The 16,918-nt window shown below is 68.0% G+C and carries 12 protein-coding genes; all 12 read right to left on the bottom strand.

What is annotated here, in order from left to right; translation table 11 throughout:
• Nucleotide 1: 1 nt before the first annotated feature.
• Complete coding sequence (locus tag AC5ZH6_RS06595; protein WP_020172129.1) at nucleotides 2-748, bottom strand: sulfite exporter TauE/SafE family protein; 747 nt, start codon at nucleotides 746-748, stop codon at nucleotides 2-4.
• 111 nt (nucleotides 749-859) lie between these two features.
• Nucleotides 860-2,464, bottom strand: coding sequence for a bifunctional phosphoribosylaminoimidazolecarboxamide formyltransferase/IMP cyclohydrolase (gene purH / locus AC5ZH6_RS06590; protein WP_020172130.1), 1,605 nt, complete (start codon nucleotides 2,462-2,464; stop codon nucleotides 860-862).
• Entirely contained in the window at nucleotides 2,461-3,042 is a 582-nt protein-coding gene (gene purN, locus AC5ZH6_RS06585) for a phosphoribosylglycinamide formyltransferase (RefSeq protein WP_043457014.1), read from the bottom strand. The genes purH and purN overlap by 4 nt, the downstream gene beginning before the upstream one ends.
• Before the next feature lie 151 nt (nucleotides 3,043-3,193).
• The gene (locus AC5ZH6_RS06580) at nucleotides 3,194-4,846 is read right to left on the bottom strand and encodes a cell division protein PerM (protein WP_020172131.1); all 1,653 of its coding nucleotides are present in this window, start codon (nucleotides 4,844-4,846) and stop codon (nucleotides 3,194-3,196) included.
• A gap of 154 nt (nucleotides 4,847-5,000) precedes the next feature.
• Nucleotides 5,001-6,278 (bottom strand): DUF5336 domain-containing protein, encoded by a 1,278-nt coding sequence (locus AC5ZH6_RS06575; protein WP_496168697.1) that lies wholly within the window; start codon nucleotides 6,276-6,278, stop codon nucleotides 5,001-5,003.
• A 385-nt stretch (nucleotides 6,279-6,663) separates the two neighbouring features.
• Nucleotides 6,664-8,667, bottom strand: coding sequence for an acetoacetate--CoA ligase (locus AC5ZH6_RS06570; protein WP_020172133.1), 2,004 nt, complete (start codon nucleotides 8,665-8,667; stop codon nucleotides 6,664-6,666).
• Nucleotides 8,664-10,340 carry an AMP-binding protein gene (locus AC5ZH6_RS06565; protein ID WP_026920306.1) on the bottom strand — a complete coding sequence of 559 codons (1,677 nt, stop codon included), beginning with the start codon at nucleotides 10,338-10,340 and terminating at the stop codon, nucleotides 8,664-8,666. The genes AC5ZH6_RS06570 and AC5ZH6_RS06565 overlap by 4 nt, the downstream gene beginning before the upstream one ends.
• Before the next feature lie 31 nt (nucleotides 10,341-10,371).
• Entirely contained in the window at nucleotides 10,372-11,268 is an 897-nt protein-coding gene (locus AC5ZH6_RS06560) for an HpcH/HpaI aldolase/citrate lyase family protein (protein ID WP_020172135.1), read from the bottom strand.
• 57 nt (nucleotides 11,269-11,325) lie between these two features.
• Nucleotides 11,326-11,844: a MaoC family dehydratase gene (locus AC5ZH6_RS06555; protein ID WP_014359146.1), complete on the bottom strand. Its 519-nt coding sequence runs from the start codon at nucleotides 11,842-11,844 to the stop codon at nucleotides 11,326-11,328.
• Nucleotides 11,841-12,986: an acyl-CoA dehydrogenase family protein gene (locus AC5ZH6_RS06550; RefSeq protein ID WP_496168695.1), complete on the bottom strand. Its 1,146-nt coding sequence runs from the start codon at nucleotides 12,984-12,986 to the stop codon at nucleotides 11,841-11,843. The genes AC5ZH6_RS06555 and AC5ZH6_RS06550 overlap by 4 nt, the downstream gene beginning before the upstream one ends.
• A gap of 40 nt (nucleotides 12,987-13,026) precedes the next feature.
• Nucleotides 13,027-15,132, bottom strand: coding sequence for an acetyl/propionyl/methylcrotonyl-CoA carboxylase subunit alpha (locus AC5ZH6_RS06545; protein ID WP_496169183.1), 2,106 nt, complete (start codon nucleotides 15,130-15,132; stop codon nucleotides 13,027-13,029).
• Between the two features lie 91 nt (nucleotides 15,133-15,223).
• Nucleotides 15,224-16,834, bottom strand: coding sequence for a carboxyl transferase domain-containing protein (locus tag AC5ZH6_RS06540; protein WP_496168694.1), 1,611 nt, complete (start codon nucleotides 16,832-16,834; stop codon nucleotides 15,224-15,226).
• Between the last annotated feature and the right edge of the window lie 84 nt (nucleotides 16,835-16,918).

The following is a 16,918-nucleotide window of genomic DNA, read 5'->3' as shown; positions in this document are numbered from 1 at the left end:
ATCATCCGTCGACGCCCAGCCACACCGCCAGACCGAGTCCGGCGATCCCGACGGCGACCCGCAACGGCGCCGCCGGTAGACGTTTGACGGTCGGCGGCCCACACCAGCCACCGGCGAGGCAACCGATCGCCATGGCCAGCGCCGCCGTCCAGTGCACCGGACCCGAGACGGCGAACAGCAGTGCCGCCACGAGGTTGGCGATCCCGAGGAACAGCGATTTCAACAGCGTTGCCCGCCAGAGTGATTCGCTGGTGAAGATGAGTGCCAGTGCCAGCAGCATGATTCCGGCGCCGGCACCGAAGTAGCCGCCGTAGATCGAGACAACCGCCAAGCCGACGTACCAGATCCAGGGCCGGTCGACGTGGTGGGCTGCCAGGTCGCGCAGCCGGGGTTGCAGGAGCAGCGCGATCGATGCGATGGCCACGAGGTAGGGCACCGTGACCTTGAAGCTGTCGGCGGGCGCGAGCAGCAGGACGACCGCGCCGATGGAGCCGCCGATCAGCGCGGCCACACCCCCGCCGACGAGGCGTCGGCGGTCACCGTCGAGCAGGATGCGCCCGGACTGACCGAGGCTGCCGATCCCGACCGACACCAGTGCGACGGTGTTGGTGACGTTCGCCGCGATCGGCGGCAGGCCCACCGCCAGGAGTGCCGGATAGCTGACGACGGAGGCCAGGCCGGTGACGTAGCCGATGAGTCCTGCCCCGAATCCGGCAACGACGAGCAGGAGATAGTCGAGGATGCTCATCGGTCGCGGCGCACACTCGACGCGATGAAGCGCCCGGTCGACGCGATAGAGCGCCCGGTCGACGAAAAACTGCGCCCGGTCGACGAGATCTGGCGCCGACCGGGCGTCATGTCAGTGCGCGAAATGCCGTGCACCAGTCAGGTACAAGGTGATGCCGGCCTCATTGGCGGCCTCGATGACCTCGTTGTCGCGGATCGATCCCCCCGGCTGCACCACGGCGCTCACGCCACCGGCGATGAGGACCTGCAGGCCGTCGGGGAACGGGAAGAACGCGTCGGAAGCGGCCGCGCTGCCGGCCGCCCGCTCACCGGCGCGGGTGACGGCGAGGTGCGCCGAATCCACCCGGTTGACCTGACCCATGCCGACGCCCACCGAGGCGCCGTCCTTGGCCAGCAGGATCGCGTTGGACTTCACCGAACGGCAGGCACGCCAGGCGAATTCGAGATCGCGCAGGGTGTCCTCGTCGGCCGGGACGCCGGCCGCCAGCGTCCAGCCGGCCGGGTTGTCGCCGGCGGCGTCGAGGACGTCGCGGTCCTGCATCAGCAGGCCACCGGAGATGGGCCGCGTCTCGATTCCGCCGCGCTTGGGCGGGACGGCGCGCAGGATGCGAATGTTCTTCTTGCGCTGCAACACCGACAACGCGCCATCGGCGAATCCCGGGGCGATGAGCACCTCGGTGAAGATCTCGGCGACCTGTTCGGCCATCTCGACGGTGATCTCGCGATTGGCGGCGATCACCCCGCCGTAGGCGCTGACCGGGTCGCAGGCGTGTGCTTTACGGTGCGCTTCGCCGATGTCGGCGCCGACCGCGATGCCACACGGGTTGGCGTGCTTGATGATCGCCACGGCCGGCGCGTCGAAGTCGTGCGCACTGCGCCACGCCGCATCGGAGTCGGTGTAGTTGTTGTAGCTCATCTCCTTGCCGTGCAGCTGTTCTGCCGAGGCCAGGCCCTCGTGGTCGGCGGTCGACAGGTACAGGGCCGCGGCCTGATGAGGATTCTCGCCGTATCGCAGCACCGCCGAACGCGCCCATGTGGCGCCGGCCCACTCGGGAAATCCGGTTCCGGTGGGCTCGTGTTCACCCTGAGCGGTCGACGCAGGCGGGGCCACCACGCTCGACATCCACGAGGCCACCGCCACGTCGTAGTCGGCGGTGTGCCGGAAAGCCTTGGCTGCCAGTTCTTGTCGCTGCCGCAACGAGAACCCGCCGTCGGTCACGGCAGCACGCACGGCGTCGTAATCGTAGGGGTCGACGACGACGGCCACGCTGGGATGGTTCTTGGCCGCGCCACGCACCATCGACGGACCGCCGATGTCGATCTGCTCGATGCACTCGTCCGGGCCCGCGCCGGAGGCGACGGTATCGGTGAACGGGTAGAGGTTCACCACGACGAGATCAAAAGCCGCAACCCCCAATTCGGTCAACTGATCGACGTGCGAGGGTTTACGGGTGTCGGCGAGGATACCGGCGTGCACCTTGGGGTGCAGCGTCTTGACCCGGCCGTCGAGGCACTCGGGGAAGCCGGTCACCTCCGACACCTCGATCACCGGGACACCTTGTGCGGCGATGGTCTTCGCGGTCGACCCGGTGGACACGATCTCCACGCCGGCGCCGTGGAGTGCGGTCGCCAGATCCGCCAGCCCGCTCTTGTCGTAGACGCTGACCAGAGCCCGGCGAATGGGGCGGCGGGAGGCGTCGGTGCTGGGTGCGTTCACGGAATGTGGGCCTTTCGTCCGTCGATGACAACTCCTCGGGTGACGAGATCCGTCACCACGTCGGCGAGCAGCACACGCTCCACCGATTTGATACGTGCGTGCAGGGACTCCGCGGTGTCGCCGTCCTCGACGACGACCGGGACCTGGGCGAGCACGGGACCGGTGTCGACGCCCTCGTCGACCAGGTGCACCGTCGTGCCGGTGATCTTGACCCCGTAGTCGAGGGCGTCGGCTACGCCGTGCGCACCCGGAAACGCCGGCAGCAGCGCGGGATGCGAGTTCACGATCCGACCACCGAAGCGTCGAAGGAATTGGGGACCAAGGATTTTCATGAATCCGGCGGTCACGATCCACTCCGGGGCGAATTCGGCGACCTGCGCGGTCAGCGCCGCGTCCCACTCGCCACGGTCGGCATACCCGGCCATCCTGCACATGACGAGCGGAATGCCCGCACGCGCCGCGATCTCGCCGGCGCGGCACTCCCGGTCGACGGCGATGGCCGCGACCACAAACGGGGCGTCCGGTTCTGCCGCGCGAGAGAGCAGGGCCTCGAGCAGCGATCCGGTCCCCGACGCCATCACGACGATCGCCACACGATCGGCGGTCGGGGTGTCGGGGAGAGCGCCAGTCACACGTGCGAGCCTAGTGGGCCGGTCACCGACCGACGGCGTCGGGGCGGCAACCGCCACCGCGTTCGGTCACGTCGCAAAGGCGCGCCGGAAGCGACGATCAGCGTTTCGTACGGGTCACGGTATCCGCGTCGTCGTACGTCCAGGGATCGTCGAGGTCGTCGGGGTCGATCCGGGCTGCCCGGGTCCGGTGCGGGCGTGCTGTGGGCGTCGCGTCGACGTCGCCGCCGTTGTCTGCCGGGTCGTTGTCTGCCGGGTCGTTGTCTGCCGGGTCGGTGTCTGCTGCATCATCGGGGTCGGCGCCATCGAGATCACCGTCCTCGACGTCGGGGCCGGAGTACTCACCCTCGGCGAGGTCGGCGCCCGCGTATTCACCGTCGGCGGCGTAGCCGTCATCGACGTCCTCGTACCCGTCATCGAAGTCGCCCTCGGCCAACTCGCCGTCAGCCGAATACTCGTCGGCCAGATATTCGTCGGTGTACTCATCTGTCGCGTCGTCGTCTGCGTCGACGGCATCGAGCCAATCGCCGTCATCGGCATCACGCCCGGCCGCTGCTGATGTGCGGGAGCGCAGTGCCGGCAGGAAGTTGAGGACGAGGCCGATCACCAGTCCCGACAACCCGATCCACCCCAGCGTGTACACGCCGGCGGTGACCAGCGTGATACCCGCGGCGCCGATCTCCCCGAGGGTGCCGCCGGCCAGCCAGCCGAACACCACCATGGTTGTCGCGGCGACCGCGGCAGCCATGCCGATCGAGCGCGCGTACCGCAGTGGGTCGGAGGTGCGGCAACGCCAGGCCACGACACCGGCGATCACGAGCGGAACGAGCAGACCCCACACCGCCCACCACACCGTGTGGTCGGGCAGGACGGCCAGTGCCGGCAGAGCGGGCACCGATCCGCCGCGGGCGGCGAAGAGGTCGACGGACGCTCCGCCGACGTGCGCCTCGGAACCGACGAGGACGGCGGCCGCTCCGATGATCAGGTTGGGCAGGTACAACACCGACAGCAGGGTGAGTCCCAGGTAGCCGTCGAAGTCGTAGCCGCCGGAGACGAGATCGCGCAGCGCGTCGAATCTCAGGATCAACCGCAGCACGATCAGCAGGCCACCTGCGGCGAACAGCGCGAGCACGGCCACGAATCCGTAGCGGATGCCGCGGCGGTCGGCGGCGCTGAGGCGGCTGGTGACCAGCTCGCTCCGTCCGAGAACGACCCCGGCGGTGGCGGCGAGACCTTGCACGACGAGGGTGAGGCCGAACGCCTCGAGGGCGTTGGGGCTCTGGATGGGCAGCACCGATGAGCCGTCCATGACGACGGCGAGTGCGATGGCCGTCATCAGCAGCGCACCGGCGACGGCCGACGCGCCGACCGCCACGTACTCGGAGAGGGTGTGACGGGACCGGCAACTCGACGCCACCACCGCTGCGGTTCCGCCGGCGACGAGCAGGGTCGGCAGCATCGGGAGGATGCCGATGCTCACCCCGGCGATGCTGAGGGGGACCTGGTTGATGGCGAGCCAACAGGTGGCGACGGCCGTTCCGATTCCCGACAGTCCGCTACCGGCCATCATCAGCACCGCGAACACGATGACCAGGGTGACGAGGACCGAGACGACCGGTACGGCGAACGCGATCAGGATCAGCTCGCGCGGGCCACGTTCAGGGCGGTCATGATGGGCGCGACGGGCCTGCCGAGCGTCGCGAAGTCGGGTCGCGAGGTTGTCGGCGGAGGCAACTGTTCTCAGCGTGGGCATTGGTTCGAGCGTGGCACGTGGGGCGTGTGAGGTGTCGCAGACGCGCCGCAGTCGAGTCAGAAAGCGATCAAACGCACGCTCTGCGCGAAGACGTAGCAGAAGGTAACGCTCAGGGCGAACCTTCTGCTACGTCTGCGCGAGAGAGCTGCTGAAGTCAGCTGTTGGCCTGCGGGGGCTCCGGCTTCTGGAAGATCGAGGTGCTCTCGGAGCCGGAGACCGCCTCGGATCCGGCCTGCGGAATCGCCGCGGTCGCCCCGGGAGCCGCGCCGGCCGACGGAGCGGCGTGCGCCCCCTGCCCGTATCCGGCATACGACGACGGGTCATAGCTCGGCGCTGCGGTCGGCTGGGCGCCCGACGGTTGGGCGCCCGACGGTTGGGCGGTGATGGCCGGGGCACCCGACGATGCGGTGCCCGCGGTCGGGTAGGCGGTCGTGGCCTGGGTCGCGCCCGGGATCACCGCGGTCGCGCCCGGCTGGGAGGCGGTGCCCTGTGCCTGCGAGGTGACCCCCGGAGTGGAGGCGCCGTAGCCGTATGCGGTGGTGGCCTGCGCCGAGGCGGCCGCGGGGTCGGTGGCCTGCGCCGCGGTACCGGTTTCGGGTGCGGCGGCGGTCTTGACGACACCGAGATCGAGGAGCAACCAACCGATGGCGATCAGGAAGATCAGGATCGAGAGCACCAGCAGGATGATCGCGCCGGCACCGTGGCCGAGCGAGTAGTTGCTGGACTCGTCCAGATCGGCACCGGAATACATGATGATGGTGAGCAGCACGCCGGCGGTCGCCCCGGCCGCGACCAGCGGTGCCACCCGGTAGGACTTGATCAGCCCGGTGAACGCGAGGAATCCGGTCGCCACAACCAGGACGTAGGCGGCACTGAGATCGGAAGCGAAGAGCTTCTGCGTGTCGTTGACCACGTTTCCCTGGATGGTGTAACCGGCCGCGAACCCGCAGAACAGCAGGACGACGGCGAGCACACCGATGGTGGCCGCGAGGACGGGTGCCACGATCGGCGGGACGCCGGCGAACGGTTGCTTGGGTGCGGCGGGCTGGCCGTATGCCTGGCCATAGCCCTGTTGGCCGTATCCCTGCTGCCCGTAGTCCTGCTGGCCATAGCCCTGTTGCCCGTAGCCCTGTTGCCCGTAGTCCTGCTGGCCGTAGCCCGATCCATAGCCCTGTTGGCCGTAGCCCGACTGCTGACCGTAGCCCTGCTGACCGTAGGCGGACTGGTCACCGTAGCCCTGCTGGCCGTAGCCCTGTTGACCGTAACCCTGCTGGCCGGCGGTCTGGCCGTAGCCCTGACCGTAGGTCGGCTGCTGTGGATGGCCCTGCGGCGAGGATGCCTGGCCGGGCTGCGAATAGCCCACCCCCTGCTGACCCTGGGTCTGTCCGGACTCGGGCTGCTGCCCGTAGCCACTTCCTGGCTGGTAGCTCATGAGATTCTCCTACCGAATACGTGTTTGTCGCGTCTCCCCCGGCGCGCACAGTTGTCGCGCCCCGAGCGCACTCACCCGACCACGCTAATACATCGCGCGGACGCGCCACAGGGTCCCACGCCCGGTTGTGGATGACGCCGAGGTGCCGGGCGACCGGTCGTCGGTTGGATGAATGACGGGGTCGGCGGGGTTCAGGCGGGGTTGCGTGATGCGGACTGCGGGGCGGAACCAGCTGTGGCGCAAGGGGTCTCGAGGCTCGTCGCTATCGCTCCTCGCACCTCGACCATCGATCCAAAGGAACCGGCGCCACGGGAACCGCGACCATCGGTCGAAGGGCGTCGGCGCCAACGGAACGTCACCACCGCTCGGTGGCGACGAAACCCCGTCACCAGGCGTGTTTCGCTCCTTGCTCTTCGTACCAGGCGATCAGCGAGTAGTCGTCGACGGATCGTGGATCGATGTCGACCGACCGGCCGGCGAGGACCGAGGTGACCGGCACCTCGAGTTTCTTGCCGGTGCGGGTGTGCGGAATGGCCGGGGCGACGATGAGCTCGTCGGGCACGTGGCGCGGCGAGAGCCGGGAGCGGATCTCGGCGACCACCCGGGTGCGCAGGTCGTCGCCGAGTTCGGCTCCGGGGACGAGGGTGACGAACAGCGGCATCCAATACGCGCCGTCGGGGCCGTCGACGCCCAGGACGAACGCCTCGGCGATCTCGTCGATGCTCTCGACCACCTCGTAGATGTCGGCCGATCCCATCCGGATGCCGTGGCGGTTCAACGTGGCGTCGCTGCGGCCGTGGATGATCAGCGATCCGCGGTCGGTGACGGTGACCCAGTCGCCGTGTCGCCAGACCGGCGTCGTCGGCCCGACCGAGCTCCATTCGTGCTCGAAATAGGCGGCACGATACCGTGATCCGTCGGGGTCGTTCCAGAATCCGACCGGCATCGACGGCATCGGGGTGGTGATCACCATCTCGCCCACCTCGTCGATCACCGGCGTGCAGTCGGGCGCCCAACTCTGTAGCGCGACACCGAGATAACGGACCGACAACTCTCCCGGAACCACCGGCTCGCCGACCGAGCCGCCGGCGAAGGCGGTCACCACATCGGTGCCACCGCTGATCGAGGACACCGGGAGTCCGTGCGCCACATTGTCGTCGATCCACTCGAACAGGTCACCGGCCAGTGACGACCCGGTGCTGCCGATGGTCCGCAGTGCCGACAGATCATGATCGCGCCCGGGTACGAGCCCGGCCTTGCGGGAGGCCTGCAACTGGCCGGGGCTGGTACCGAAGTAGGTCACCTTCTCCGCGGCGACGATCTGCCACAACCGATCCGCGTCGGGATACAGCGGAGAACCGCTGTAGCATACGATCGTCGAGCCGCACAGCAGACCGGCGATCTGGAAGTTCCACATCATCCAGCTCAGCGCCGTCTGCCAGAAGAACACATCGGACTCGTCGAGATCGGCATGGAGCGCAGCGGCTTTGAGATGTTCGACGACGACCCCGCCGTGGCCGTGCACGATGCCCTTGGGCCGACCGGTGGTGCCGGAACTGAACAGCACCCACAGCGGATGATCGAAGGCCACCGGCACCGGGTTCACCGTCGACGAATTGCTGATGGCACTCGCGTAGGACAGGACACGTGGACCCGATTCCGGGCGGTGGTCGGTGCCGCCGACGACGATGTGCCCGGTGAGCTCGGGCAGGGCTGCGGCGAGCTCGGCACTGTCGGTGGTCTTGTCGATGTCCTTGCCGTTGTAGCGATATCCGCCGGCCGAGAACAACACCTTGGGATGCAACTGCCCGAGCCGGGCCGAGGCACCCTCGGGTGCGTAGTCCTGCCCGCACCCCGACCAGATCGCACCGAGCGACGCGGTCGCGAGGAACGCGATGACCGCCTCGGGGACGTCGGGCAGATACGCGGCCACCACATCCCCGACACCGACGCCGAGATCGGCCATGGTCGCCGCCAGCGCCCCGACCATGTGCGGCAACTCCGACCACGCGATCGCCGTACGGTCACCGCTCTCACCGATGCCGACGACGGCCGCGCGATCGGTGGCCGCACCGGCCTCGACCGCGCGGGCGTGCCGCAACACCTGATCGACGTAATTCAGCCGAACGTCGGGAAACCAACGCGCACCGGGCATGTCGACCGAGGCCAGCACCGCGGCGTCACCTTCTGCGAGCGGACCCGCGATCTCGGAGAGTTCGAAGAACTCCCATACCGACCGCCAGAAAGCGGCCGGCTCGCTCGTCGACCACGCCCACAGCTCCGGGTAACCGGACACGTCGATGCCGTACTGCCGCGAGACCGCGTCGACGAATTCGTCCATCTGCGAACGTTTGTCGGTGGTGATCACCGACCCGACGCCGTCGGTCATCGCAGCGTTCCGAGGATCTCGACGGACTCCTCACGCATCTGCACCTTGCGGACCTTACCGGTCACCGTCATCGGGAACTCCTTGACCACGTGGACGAAGCGCGGGATCTTGTGGCGGGCGATCTTGCCGGTCGCGAACTCGCGGACGTCGTCGGCGGTGAGTTCGGATGCGCCGTCGCGCAGCCGAATCCATGCCATCAGTTCCTCGCCGTACTTCTCGTCGGGGACACCGATGACCTGCGCGTCGAGGATGTCGGGGTGGGTGTAGAGGAATTCCTCGATCTCACGGGGGTAGATGTTCTCCCCACCGCGGATCACCATGTCCTTGATGCGCCCGGTGATCCGGACATACCCGTTGGGGTCCATCACCGCGAGATCACCGGTCCGCATCCACGGTGAGCCCTGTGGATCGGTCGGTTCGGGGATGAGGACCTCGGCCGACTTGTCCGGCTGATTCCAATAGCCACTCATCACGCTGTAACCGCGAGTACAGAATTCGCCGGTCTCGCCGCGCCGCAACGTTTCTCCGCTGACCGGGTCGATCACCTTGATCTCCAGATGCGGACCGACCCGACCGACGGTGCCGACGCGCAGTTCCAACGGATCGTTCATGCGGGTCTGCGTCGACACCGGTGAGGTCTCGGTCATGCCGTAGCAGATCGACACCTGGCCCATGTGCATGCGATCGACCACCTGGCGCATGACGTGTTCCGGACACGGCGAACCCGCCATGATGCCGGTACGCAGCGTCGACAGATCGAACTCGGCACCCGAATCGAGTAGGGCGAGTTCGGCGATGAACATCGTCGGCACGCCGTAGAGGCTCGTGCACTTGTGGTCGGCGACCGCGCGCAGGGCGGCTTCCGGGTCGAAGGTCGGCGACGGGATCACCATCGTCGCACCGTGACTGGTGGCGGCCAGGTTGCCCATCACCATGCCGAAGCAGTGATAGAACGGCACCGGAATACAGATCCGGTCGTCGGCGCTGTAGTCGAGGAGCTCACCCACCAGGTATCCGTTGTTGCCGATGTTGCGGTGCGAGAGCGTCGCACCCTTCGGGAATCCCGTTGTCCCCGAGGTGTACTGGATATTGATCGGGTCGTCGGCGGTGAGCCCCGCGGCCCGATCGGCGACCGCGACGAGCTCGTCTGGGGTGGGTTGCGCGGTGAGCTCGGCCCACTGCGGGCTCTCGAACAAGACGACCTCGCGCAACTCGGGTGCGGCCGGACGTGCTGCGGCCAGCATGCCCGCGTAGTCGGAGTCCTTGTACCGTTCGGCCGCCACCACCACACTGGCGCCCGATTGCGTGAGTGCGTACTCGATCTCGTGTTGGCGATATGCGGGATTGAGATTGACCAGGATCGCACCGATCTCGGCGGTCGCGTACTGGGTCAGCACCCATTCGGCACGGTTGGGCGACCACAGGCCGACCCGATCACCCGCGGCGACGCCGAGTCTGCACAGTCCGGCGGCGAGCGCGAGGACGTCACGGCGGAACTCGGCGTAGGTCCACTGGGCGCCGGTCGGGGCGTCGATGAGGGCCATCCGGTCACCGTGGCGTTCGGTGATGCGAGCCAGCGTCGCCCCGATCGTCTCGGTCAGCAGTGGCGGCGCGGCGTCGCCCCGGGCATAACTCAGCTCGGAGTCGTCTCGCGTGGAAACCGATTCGGTCATGGTGATCACTTTCCTCCGATGTGGCGGGTACTCAGGTGGTCGGTGCGGGGGAAGTCTCGGTACTCGATGCCTCCGAGGCGGCCGCACGCGAGAGGACGGCTTCGGCCTGGCGGAACACCGGGCCGTCGATCATCTGTCCGTCGATGCTGAACACGCCGCCCCCGAATTCGGCGGCCCCATCGATGACGCGTCGTGCCCACTGGAGTTCCTCGTCGCTCGGCGAGTAGCCGGCGCGGATGATGTCGACCTGGGAGGGATGGATGCAGGCGGTGGCGGCGTATCCGAGTGCGACGGCGTCGGTCACCTCGTCGCGAAGCCCGTCGATGTCACGGAAGTCGATGTGTACGGAGTCGACGGCGAACTTGCCGTTGGCCGCCGCTGCGAGTCGCACCGCCGACCGCGCATAACGCGCCACGTCGCGATAGGTGCCCGAGCGCGGCTCGTCCGGGCCGAACCTGCTGGATTTGCCGCCGAGCCCGGCCACGAGATCCTCGGCGCCCCACATCAATCCGATGCAGTTGACGCCGGCGGCGATGTCGTTGACCCGCACCACCCCGGTGGGGGTCTCGATCAATGCGATGGTCTGCAACGCGGTTTCGGTGATCGACTCCACCGTCTCCGCCTTGGCCTGCATGACGACCCGATAGTTGGTGTCCGAGAGCGCGGCGAGGTCGCGCCGGTAGTCACCGGTGCCTGCCGGATTGATCCGCACCACGGTGCGATCGGGGTCGAGGGGGTGGGCGATCAATGCCTCGCGGGCGGCCACCCGGTTTTCCGGGGCGACGGCGTCCTCGAGATCGAGAATGACCACATCGGCGCGGTCGGCGGCCTTCTGGTAGCGCTCGGGTCGGTCCGCAGGACAGAACAGCATCGCAGGTCCTGCGGGCGCCCAGGCATTTCCGAACGATTCCGCCACTGGCAAGGTCATGATCTCCTTCGACTCCTTCGTCGTCGCTGCACGGATTTCTCGACGCCCTTCTCGGCCTCAGGTCGGTGACGAGTCCGACGGGCGCCTGCGTACCAGTGTCGCGCGTGCCGCCCTCGCGACGATCACCCCGTCCTGGTTGCGGCCGATGTGGGTGAGGTGCACCACTCCCTCTCCCGGCCGCGACCTGGACTCGCGTTTACCCGTGCACTCGGTTTCGGCGTAGAGCGTGTCGCCGGCGAACAGCGGTGCGGGAAAGGCGACTTCGGAGAAACCGAGGTTGGCCACCAGGGTGCCCTGGGTGAGCTGCGCGACGGACAAGCCGACGATGGTGGAGAGGGTGAACATCGAGTTGATGAGTCGCTGCCCACCGAATCCGGGTTGCGTCGCCGACCACGCCGCGTCGAGGTGCAACGCCTGGGTGTTCATCGTCAACGTGGTGAACAGGACGTTGTCGGCCTCGGTCACGGTGCGGCCCGGTCGATGTTCGTAGATCGTACCCTCGGCGAACTCCTCGAACCACAGTCCACGCTGCACCACCCGGACCGGCGTCGACGTCGCTTCGGCATTCTCGCTCATGAGAATCCCAGCTCGCGGGCGATCAGCATGAGCTGGACCTCGGTGGTGCCCTCCCCGATCTCGAGGATCTTCGAGTCACGGTAATGGCGGGCGACCGGATATTCGTTCATGAAGCCGTACCCACCGTGGATCTGGGTGGCCATGCGCGCATTGTCCATCGCGGCTTCGCTGGCGATCATCTTGGCGATGGAGGCTTCCTTCTTGAAGGGTTTGCCCGCCAACATCTTTGCCGCCGCGTCGTAGTACGCGGTGCGTGCGACGTGGGCGCGCGCCTCCATCCGGGCGATCGCGAACGACACCGACTGGTACTCACCGATCGGTTTGCCGAAGGACTGGCGCTCCTTGGCGTATTTCACGCTCTCGTCGACGCATCCCTGCGCGACGCCGGTGGCCAGTGCGGCGATCGCGATCCGTCCCTCGTCGAGGATCGACAGGAAGTTCGCGTAACCACGGCCCCGCTCGCCGAGGAGGTTCTCCTTGGGGACCCGGACGTCGGTGAAGGTCAGCGGATGGGTGTCGGAGGCATTCCACCCGACCTTGTTGTAGGCCGGCTCGGCGACGAAACCCGGCGTGCCCGACGGCACTACTATCGTCGAGATCTCCTTGCGGCCGTTGTCTTTCACACCGGTCACGGCGGTCACGGTGACCAGCGAGGTGATCTCGGTGCCGGAGTTGGTGATGAACTGCTTGGCGCCGTTGATGATCCACGAGTCGCCGTCATCACGCGCGGTGGTGGCGGTGGCACCGGCATCCGATCCGGCGCCGGGTTCGGTGAGCCCGAAGCCGGCCAGCGCCCGGCCTGCGGTCAGATCCGGAAGCCACCGTTCCTTCTGCTCCGGGGTGCCGTACTTGTGGATCGGCATGGCGCCCAGGCTGACCCCGGCCTCGAGGGTGATGGCCACCGACTGATCGATCTTGCCGAGTTCCTCCAGCGCCAGCGCGAGCGCGAAGTAGTCGCCACCCATGCCGCCCTCCTCCTCGGGGAAGGGCAGCCCGAACAGTCCCATCTTGCCCATCTGGGCGATCACGTCGTACGGGAAGCTGTGTTCGGCATCGTGTTTCGCCGAGACCGGGGCGACGACCGATTGCGCGAAGTCGCGCACGGTGGCGATGAGGTCGGTGTATTCCTGGGTCAATTCCATGGGCGGGAGTCCTTTTCGTGCGTCAACGTCTGCGAGCTTGTCATGCGGCGTCGGGAGTGGGGGCCGGGCTGTCGATGTGGGCGAGTTGCTGACCGGCGGAGACCTTGTCGCCCACGGCGACCGAGACGGTGGCGGTCCCGTCGATCGGTGCGGTCAGGGTGTGTTCCATCTTCATCGCCTCGACCACCACGATCGCGGTGCCCGCGCCGACCTCGTCGCCGGTGGCGGCCGATACCGCGACGACGGTGCCGGGCATCGGGCTCACGATGGTGCCTGCTGTTTGAGCGGCGTCGGCGTCGAGGACGGTGCGGGTCAGTTCGACGATCCACGTGCCCGCGGGCCCGGAGGCCCACCACTGGTCGCCGATCTCGGCGAGCGACCACTGTTGACTGATGCCGTCGACGATCAGCCGTGCGGTCCGGCCGCTCGTGGTGGCGTGCTGGGCAAGGTATTCCACGCGCGCGGTCCACGGCTGTGCCGTGTTCTCGTCCGCAGCAGTCTCATCCGCGGCCGGGGTGCCCTCGTCGGGATCGGGTGTGGTGGTGATGGTGACGTCGGCGGTGATCCAGCGTTCGTCGGCGCCGTGGACCTCCGCCGACACCTCGCGCCGGTGGGTACCCGCACTGAGCCTGCTGACGACCGGTGCGTGCGCGCCGAGCCGGAAACCGACCTGGCTGTCCCACACGTCGTCGGCGCGCCGGTTGCCGACGCGGGCGAGACCGACCAGCGCCAGCGCCTCCGGAACGGGCTCGGGCGCAGCGTAGCCGGCGGCCAGCCGGTCGAGCAGCTCGGTGTCGAGGCGAGCCTCGCGCACCTCCGGGCGGGCCAGTACGAAGCGGCAGAAGTCGATGTTGGTGACCACACCGAGGACACGAGTCTCGCTCAGCGCGTGGTCGAGGCGTTCGATGGCCTCCGCGCGATCGCCGCCGTGGGCGATCACCTTGGCCAGCATCGGGTCGTAGTCGCTGCCGACGACGAGGCCGGGCAGCATCGCCGAATCCACCCGCACCCCTTGGCCGGCCGCGGTGTCGGGCTCGGCGAGCGAGACGATCTCGCCGCCGGTCGGCAGGAAGCCGTTGGCGGGGTCCTCGGCGTAGACGCGTGCCTCGATCGCATGACCGACCAGTGTCACGTCCTCCTGCGCGATCGCGAGCACCTCGCGCCGCGCGACGCGAATCTGCTGTTCCACCAGGTCGATTCCGGTGACCATCTCGGTCACCGGGTGCTCGACCTGTAGGCGGGTGTTCATCTCCATGAAGAAGAACTCGTCGGGTCGGTGGGCGGACACGATGAACTCGACCGTTCCCGCACCCGTGTAGCCGACGCTGCGGGCGGCGTCGCAGGCGGCCTGTCCGATCCGCTCCCGCGTCGCGGCATCCAACAGCGCCGACGGCGCCTCCTCGATGACCTTCTGATGACGGCGCTGCAGCGAGCACTCCCGCTCGCCGAGGTGGATGACGTGGCCGTGGGTGTCGGCGAGGACCTGTACCTCGATGTGGCGCGGGGTGTCGACGAAGTGCTCGAGGAACAGCGCGTCGTCGCCGAAGGCCGCCGACGCCTCCCGCCGTGCCCGGGCCAGCGCATCGGGCAGGGCGTCGGGGTGCTCGACCCGGTGCATGCCCTTGCCGCCGCCGCCCGCACTCGGCTTGATCAGCACAGGGAAGCCGATTTCCGGTGCGGCGGCGATGAGATCGTCATCGGTCAGTCCGGGTCGCGACAGTCCGGGTACCACCGGCACCCCGCGCTCGGTGACCGCCGCGCGCGCGGTGATCTTGTCGCCCATGGTCGCGATCGCCGACGCCGGCGGCCCGATGAACGCGATCCCCGCGCGAGCCAGCGCGTCGGCGAATTGTTGGTTCTCCGAGAGGAATCCGTAGCCCGGGTGCACGGCGTCGGCACCGGTGGCCTGCGCGGCGCGCACCACCGCGGCGATGTCGAGATAGTTACCTGCCGAGCGTGGTTCTCCCGGGGCCACCAACGATCCGAGATGCACGGCGGTGTCGGCCTCGCGGACGTGGCGGGCGTGCGCGTCGGGGTCGGTGTAGATGGCGACGCTACGCAGGCCCAACCGGCGCAGTGTCGCGATGACGCGGCAGGCGATCTCACCGCGATTGGCGACGAGGACGGTCCTGATGGGCGTCACCACGGCGGCCGCGGGGTCGGCCGCTCCCGTGGTCGGCGTGGATGGTGCTGTGCTGGAGCGGATGTCAGAAGTCGTGGTCATGTGTGTGTAGCCCTCACATCCGGAAGACGCCGTAGCGCGGTTCGGTCAGCGGCGCGTATCGGCACGCCTCGAGCGCCAGTCCGAGCACGGTGCGGGTGTCGGCGGGATCGATGATGCCGTCGTCCCACAGGCGCGCGGTCGAGTAGTAAGCGTCGGACTGTTGCTCGAACTGCTCCCGGATGGGTTGTTTGAAGGTCTCCTCCTCGTCGGACGACCATTCGCCGCCGGAGCGCTCGATCTGGTTGCGGCGCACGGTGGCCAGGGTGTCGGCGGCCTGCGGGCCACCCATCACCGAGATCCGCGCGTTGGGCCAGCTCCACAGGAACCGTGGCGAGTAAGCGCGGCCGCACATCGAGTAGTTACCGGCCCCGAAGGAGCCGCCGATCATCACCGTCAGCTTGGGCACCCGGGCACAGGCGACCGCGTTGACCATCTTGGCGCCGTTCTTGGCGATTCCGCCTTCTTCGTATGCGCGTCCCACCATGAAGCCGGTGATGTTCTGCAAGAAGATCAGCGGTATGCGTCGCTGGTCGCACAGCTCGATGAAATGTGCTCCCTTGAGCGCGGATTCGCTGAACAGCACGCCATTGTTGGCGATGATGCCGACCGGATGGCCGTGCAGATGCGCGAACGCGGTGACCAGGGTGGTGCCGTAGTTGGCCTTGAATTCGGTGAATTCGCCTGCGTCGACCAGGATCTCGATCACCGAGCGCACGTCGTAGGGGGTGCGCGGATCGGTGGGGACGACGTCGTAGATGTCGGTCTGCGGTCGTGTCGAGGGCCGGGCTGCGGTGAGCTCCCACTGCGCGGGGTCACGGGGACCGAGGGTCGCGACGATCTCGCGTACCTTCGCCAGGGCCTGCTCGTCATTGTCGACGAGGTGGTCGGTGACGCCGGAGACCGACGAGTGCATCGCCCCGCCGCCGAGATCCTCGGCCGACACGTCTTCTCCGGTGGCCGCTTTCACCAGCGGTGGGCCGGCCAGGAAGATGGTGCCCTGGTTGCGCACGATCACGGTTTCATCGCTCATCGCCGGTACGTAGGCGCCGCCGGCCGTCGACGAACCCAGGACCGCCGAGATCTGCGGGATGCCCGCGGCACTCATGGTGGCCTGGTTGAAGAAGATGCGACCGAAGTGCTCGCGATCGGGGAACACCTCGTCCTGTTGCAGCAGCATCGCGCCACCGGAGTCGACGAGGTAGATGCATGGCAGGCGGTTGGCCGCGGCGATCTCCTGGGCGCGCAGGTGTTTCTTGACGGTCATCGGGTAGTACGTGCCGCCCGAGACCGTCGCGTCGTTGGCGATGATCATGCATTCGCGCCCGGCGATCCGCCCGACCCCGGCGACGACACCCGCCGAGGGGACCTTGCCCTCGTACATGGCGTGGGCGGCGAGCGGCGCCACCTCGAGGAAAGGCGAACCGACGTCAAGTAGTCCGTCGACGCGGTCGCGCGGGAGGAGTTTGCCGCGCGAGACATGGCGTTCGCGGGCCCGCTCGCCTCCGCCGCGCGCGGCCGTGGCGAGGGCCTGCCGCAGGGCGGCGACGTTGGCCAGGTGTTCATCGCGCGACGTGGACCGGTTCTGCGGCGCGGTCTGCGTCGGGCTGGTGACTGTGGAACCCACCGACCCACCTTTCAGTTAGTGGTGATTAACTGAACTCACTGTAACGCACCCGCCTGCGCGGTGTCACGCAGATGCCATTGTCCC

The organism is Gordonia sp. YC-XJ4 (genome assembly GCF_059511865.1).
The sequence above is the reverse complement of the archived record's forward strand: the minus strand, read 5'-3'. Positions and strand labels throughout refer to the sequence as shown.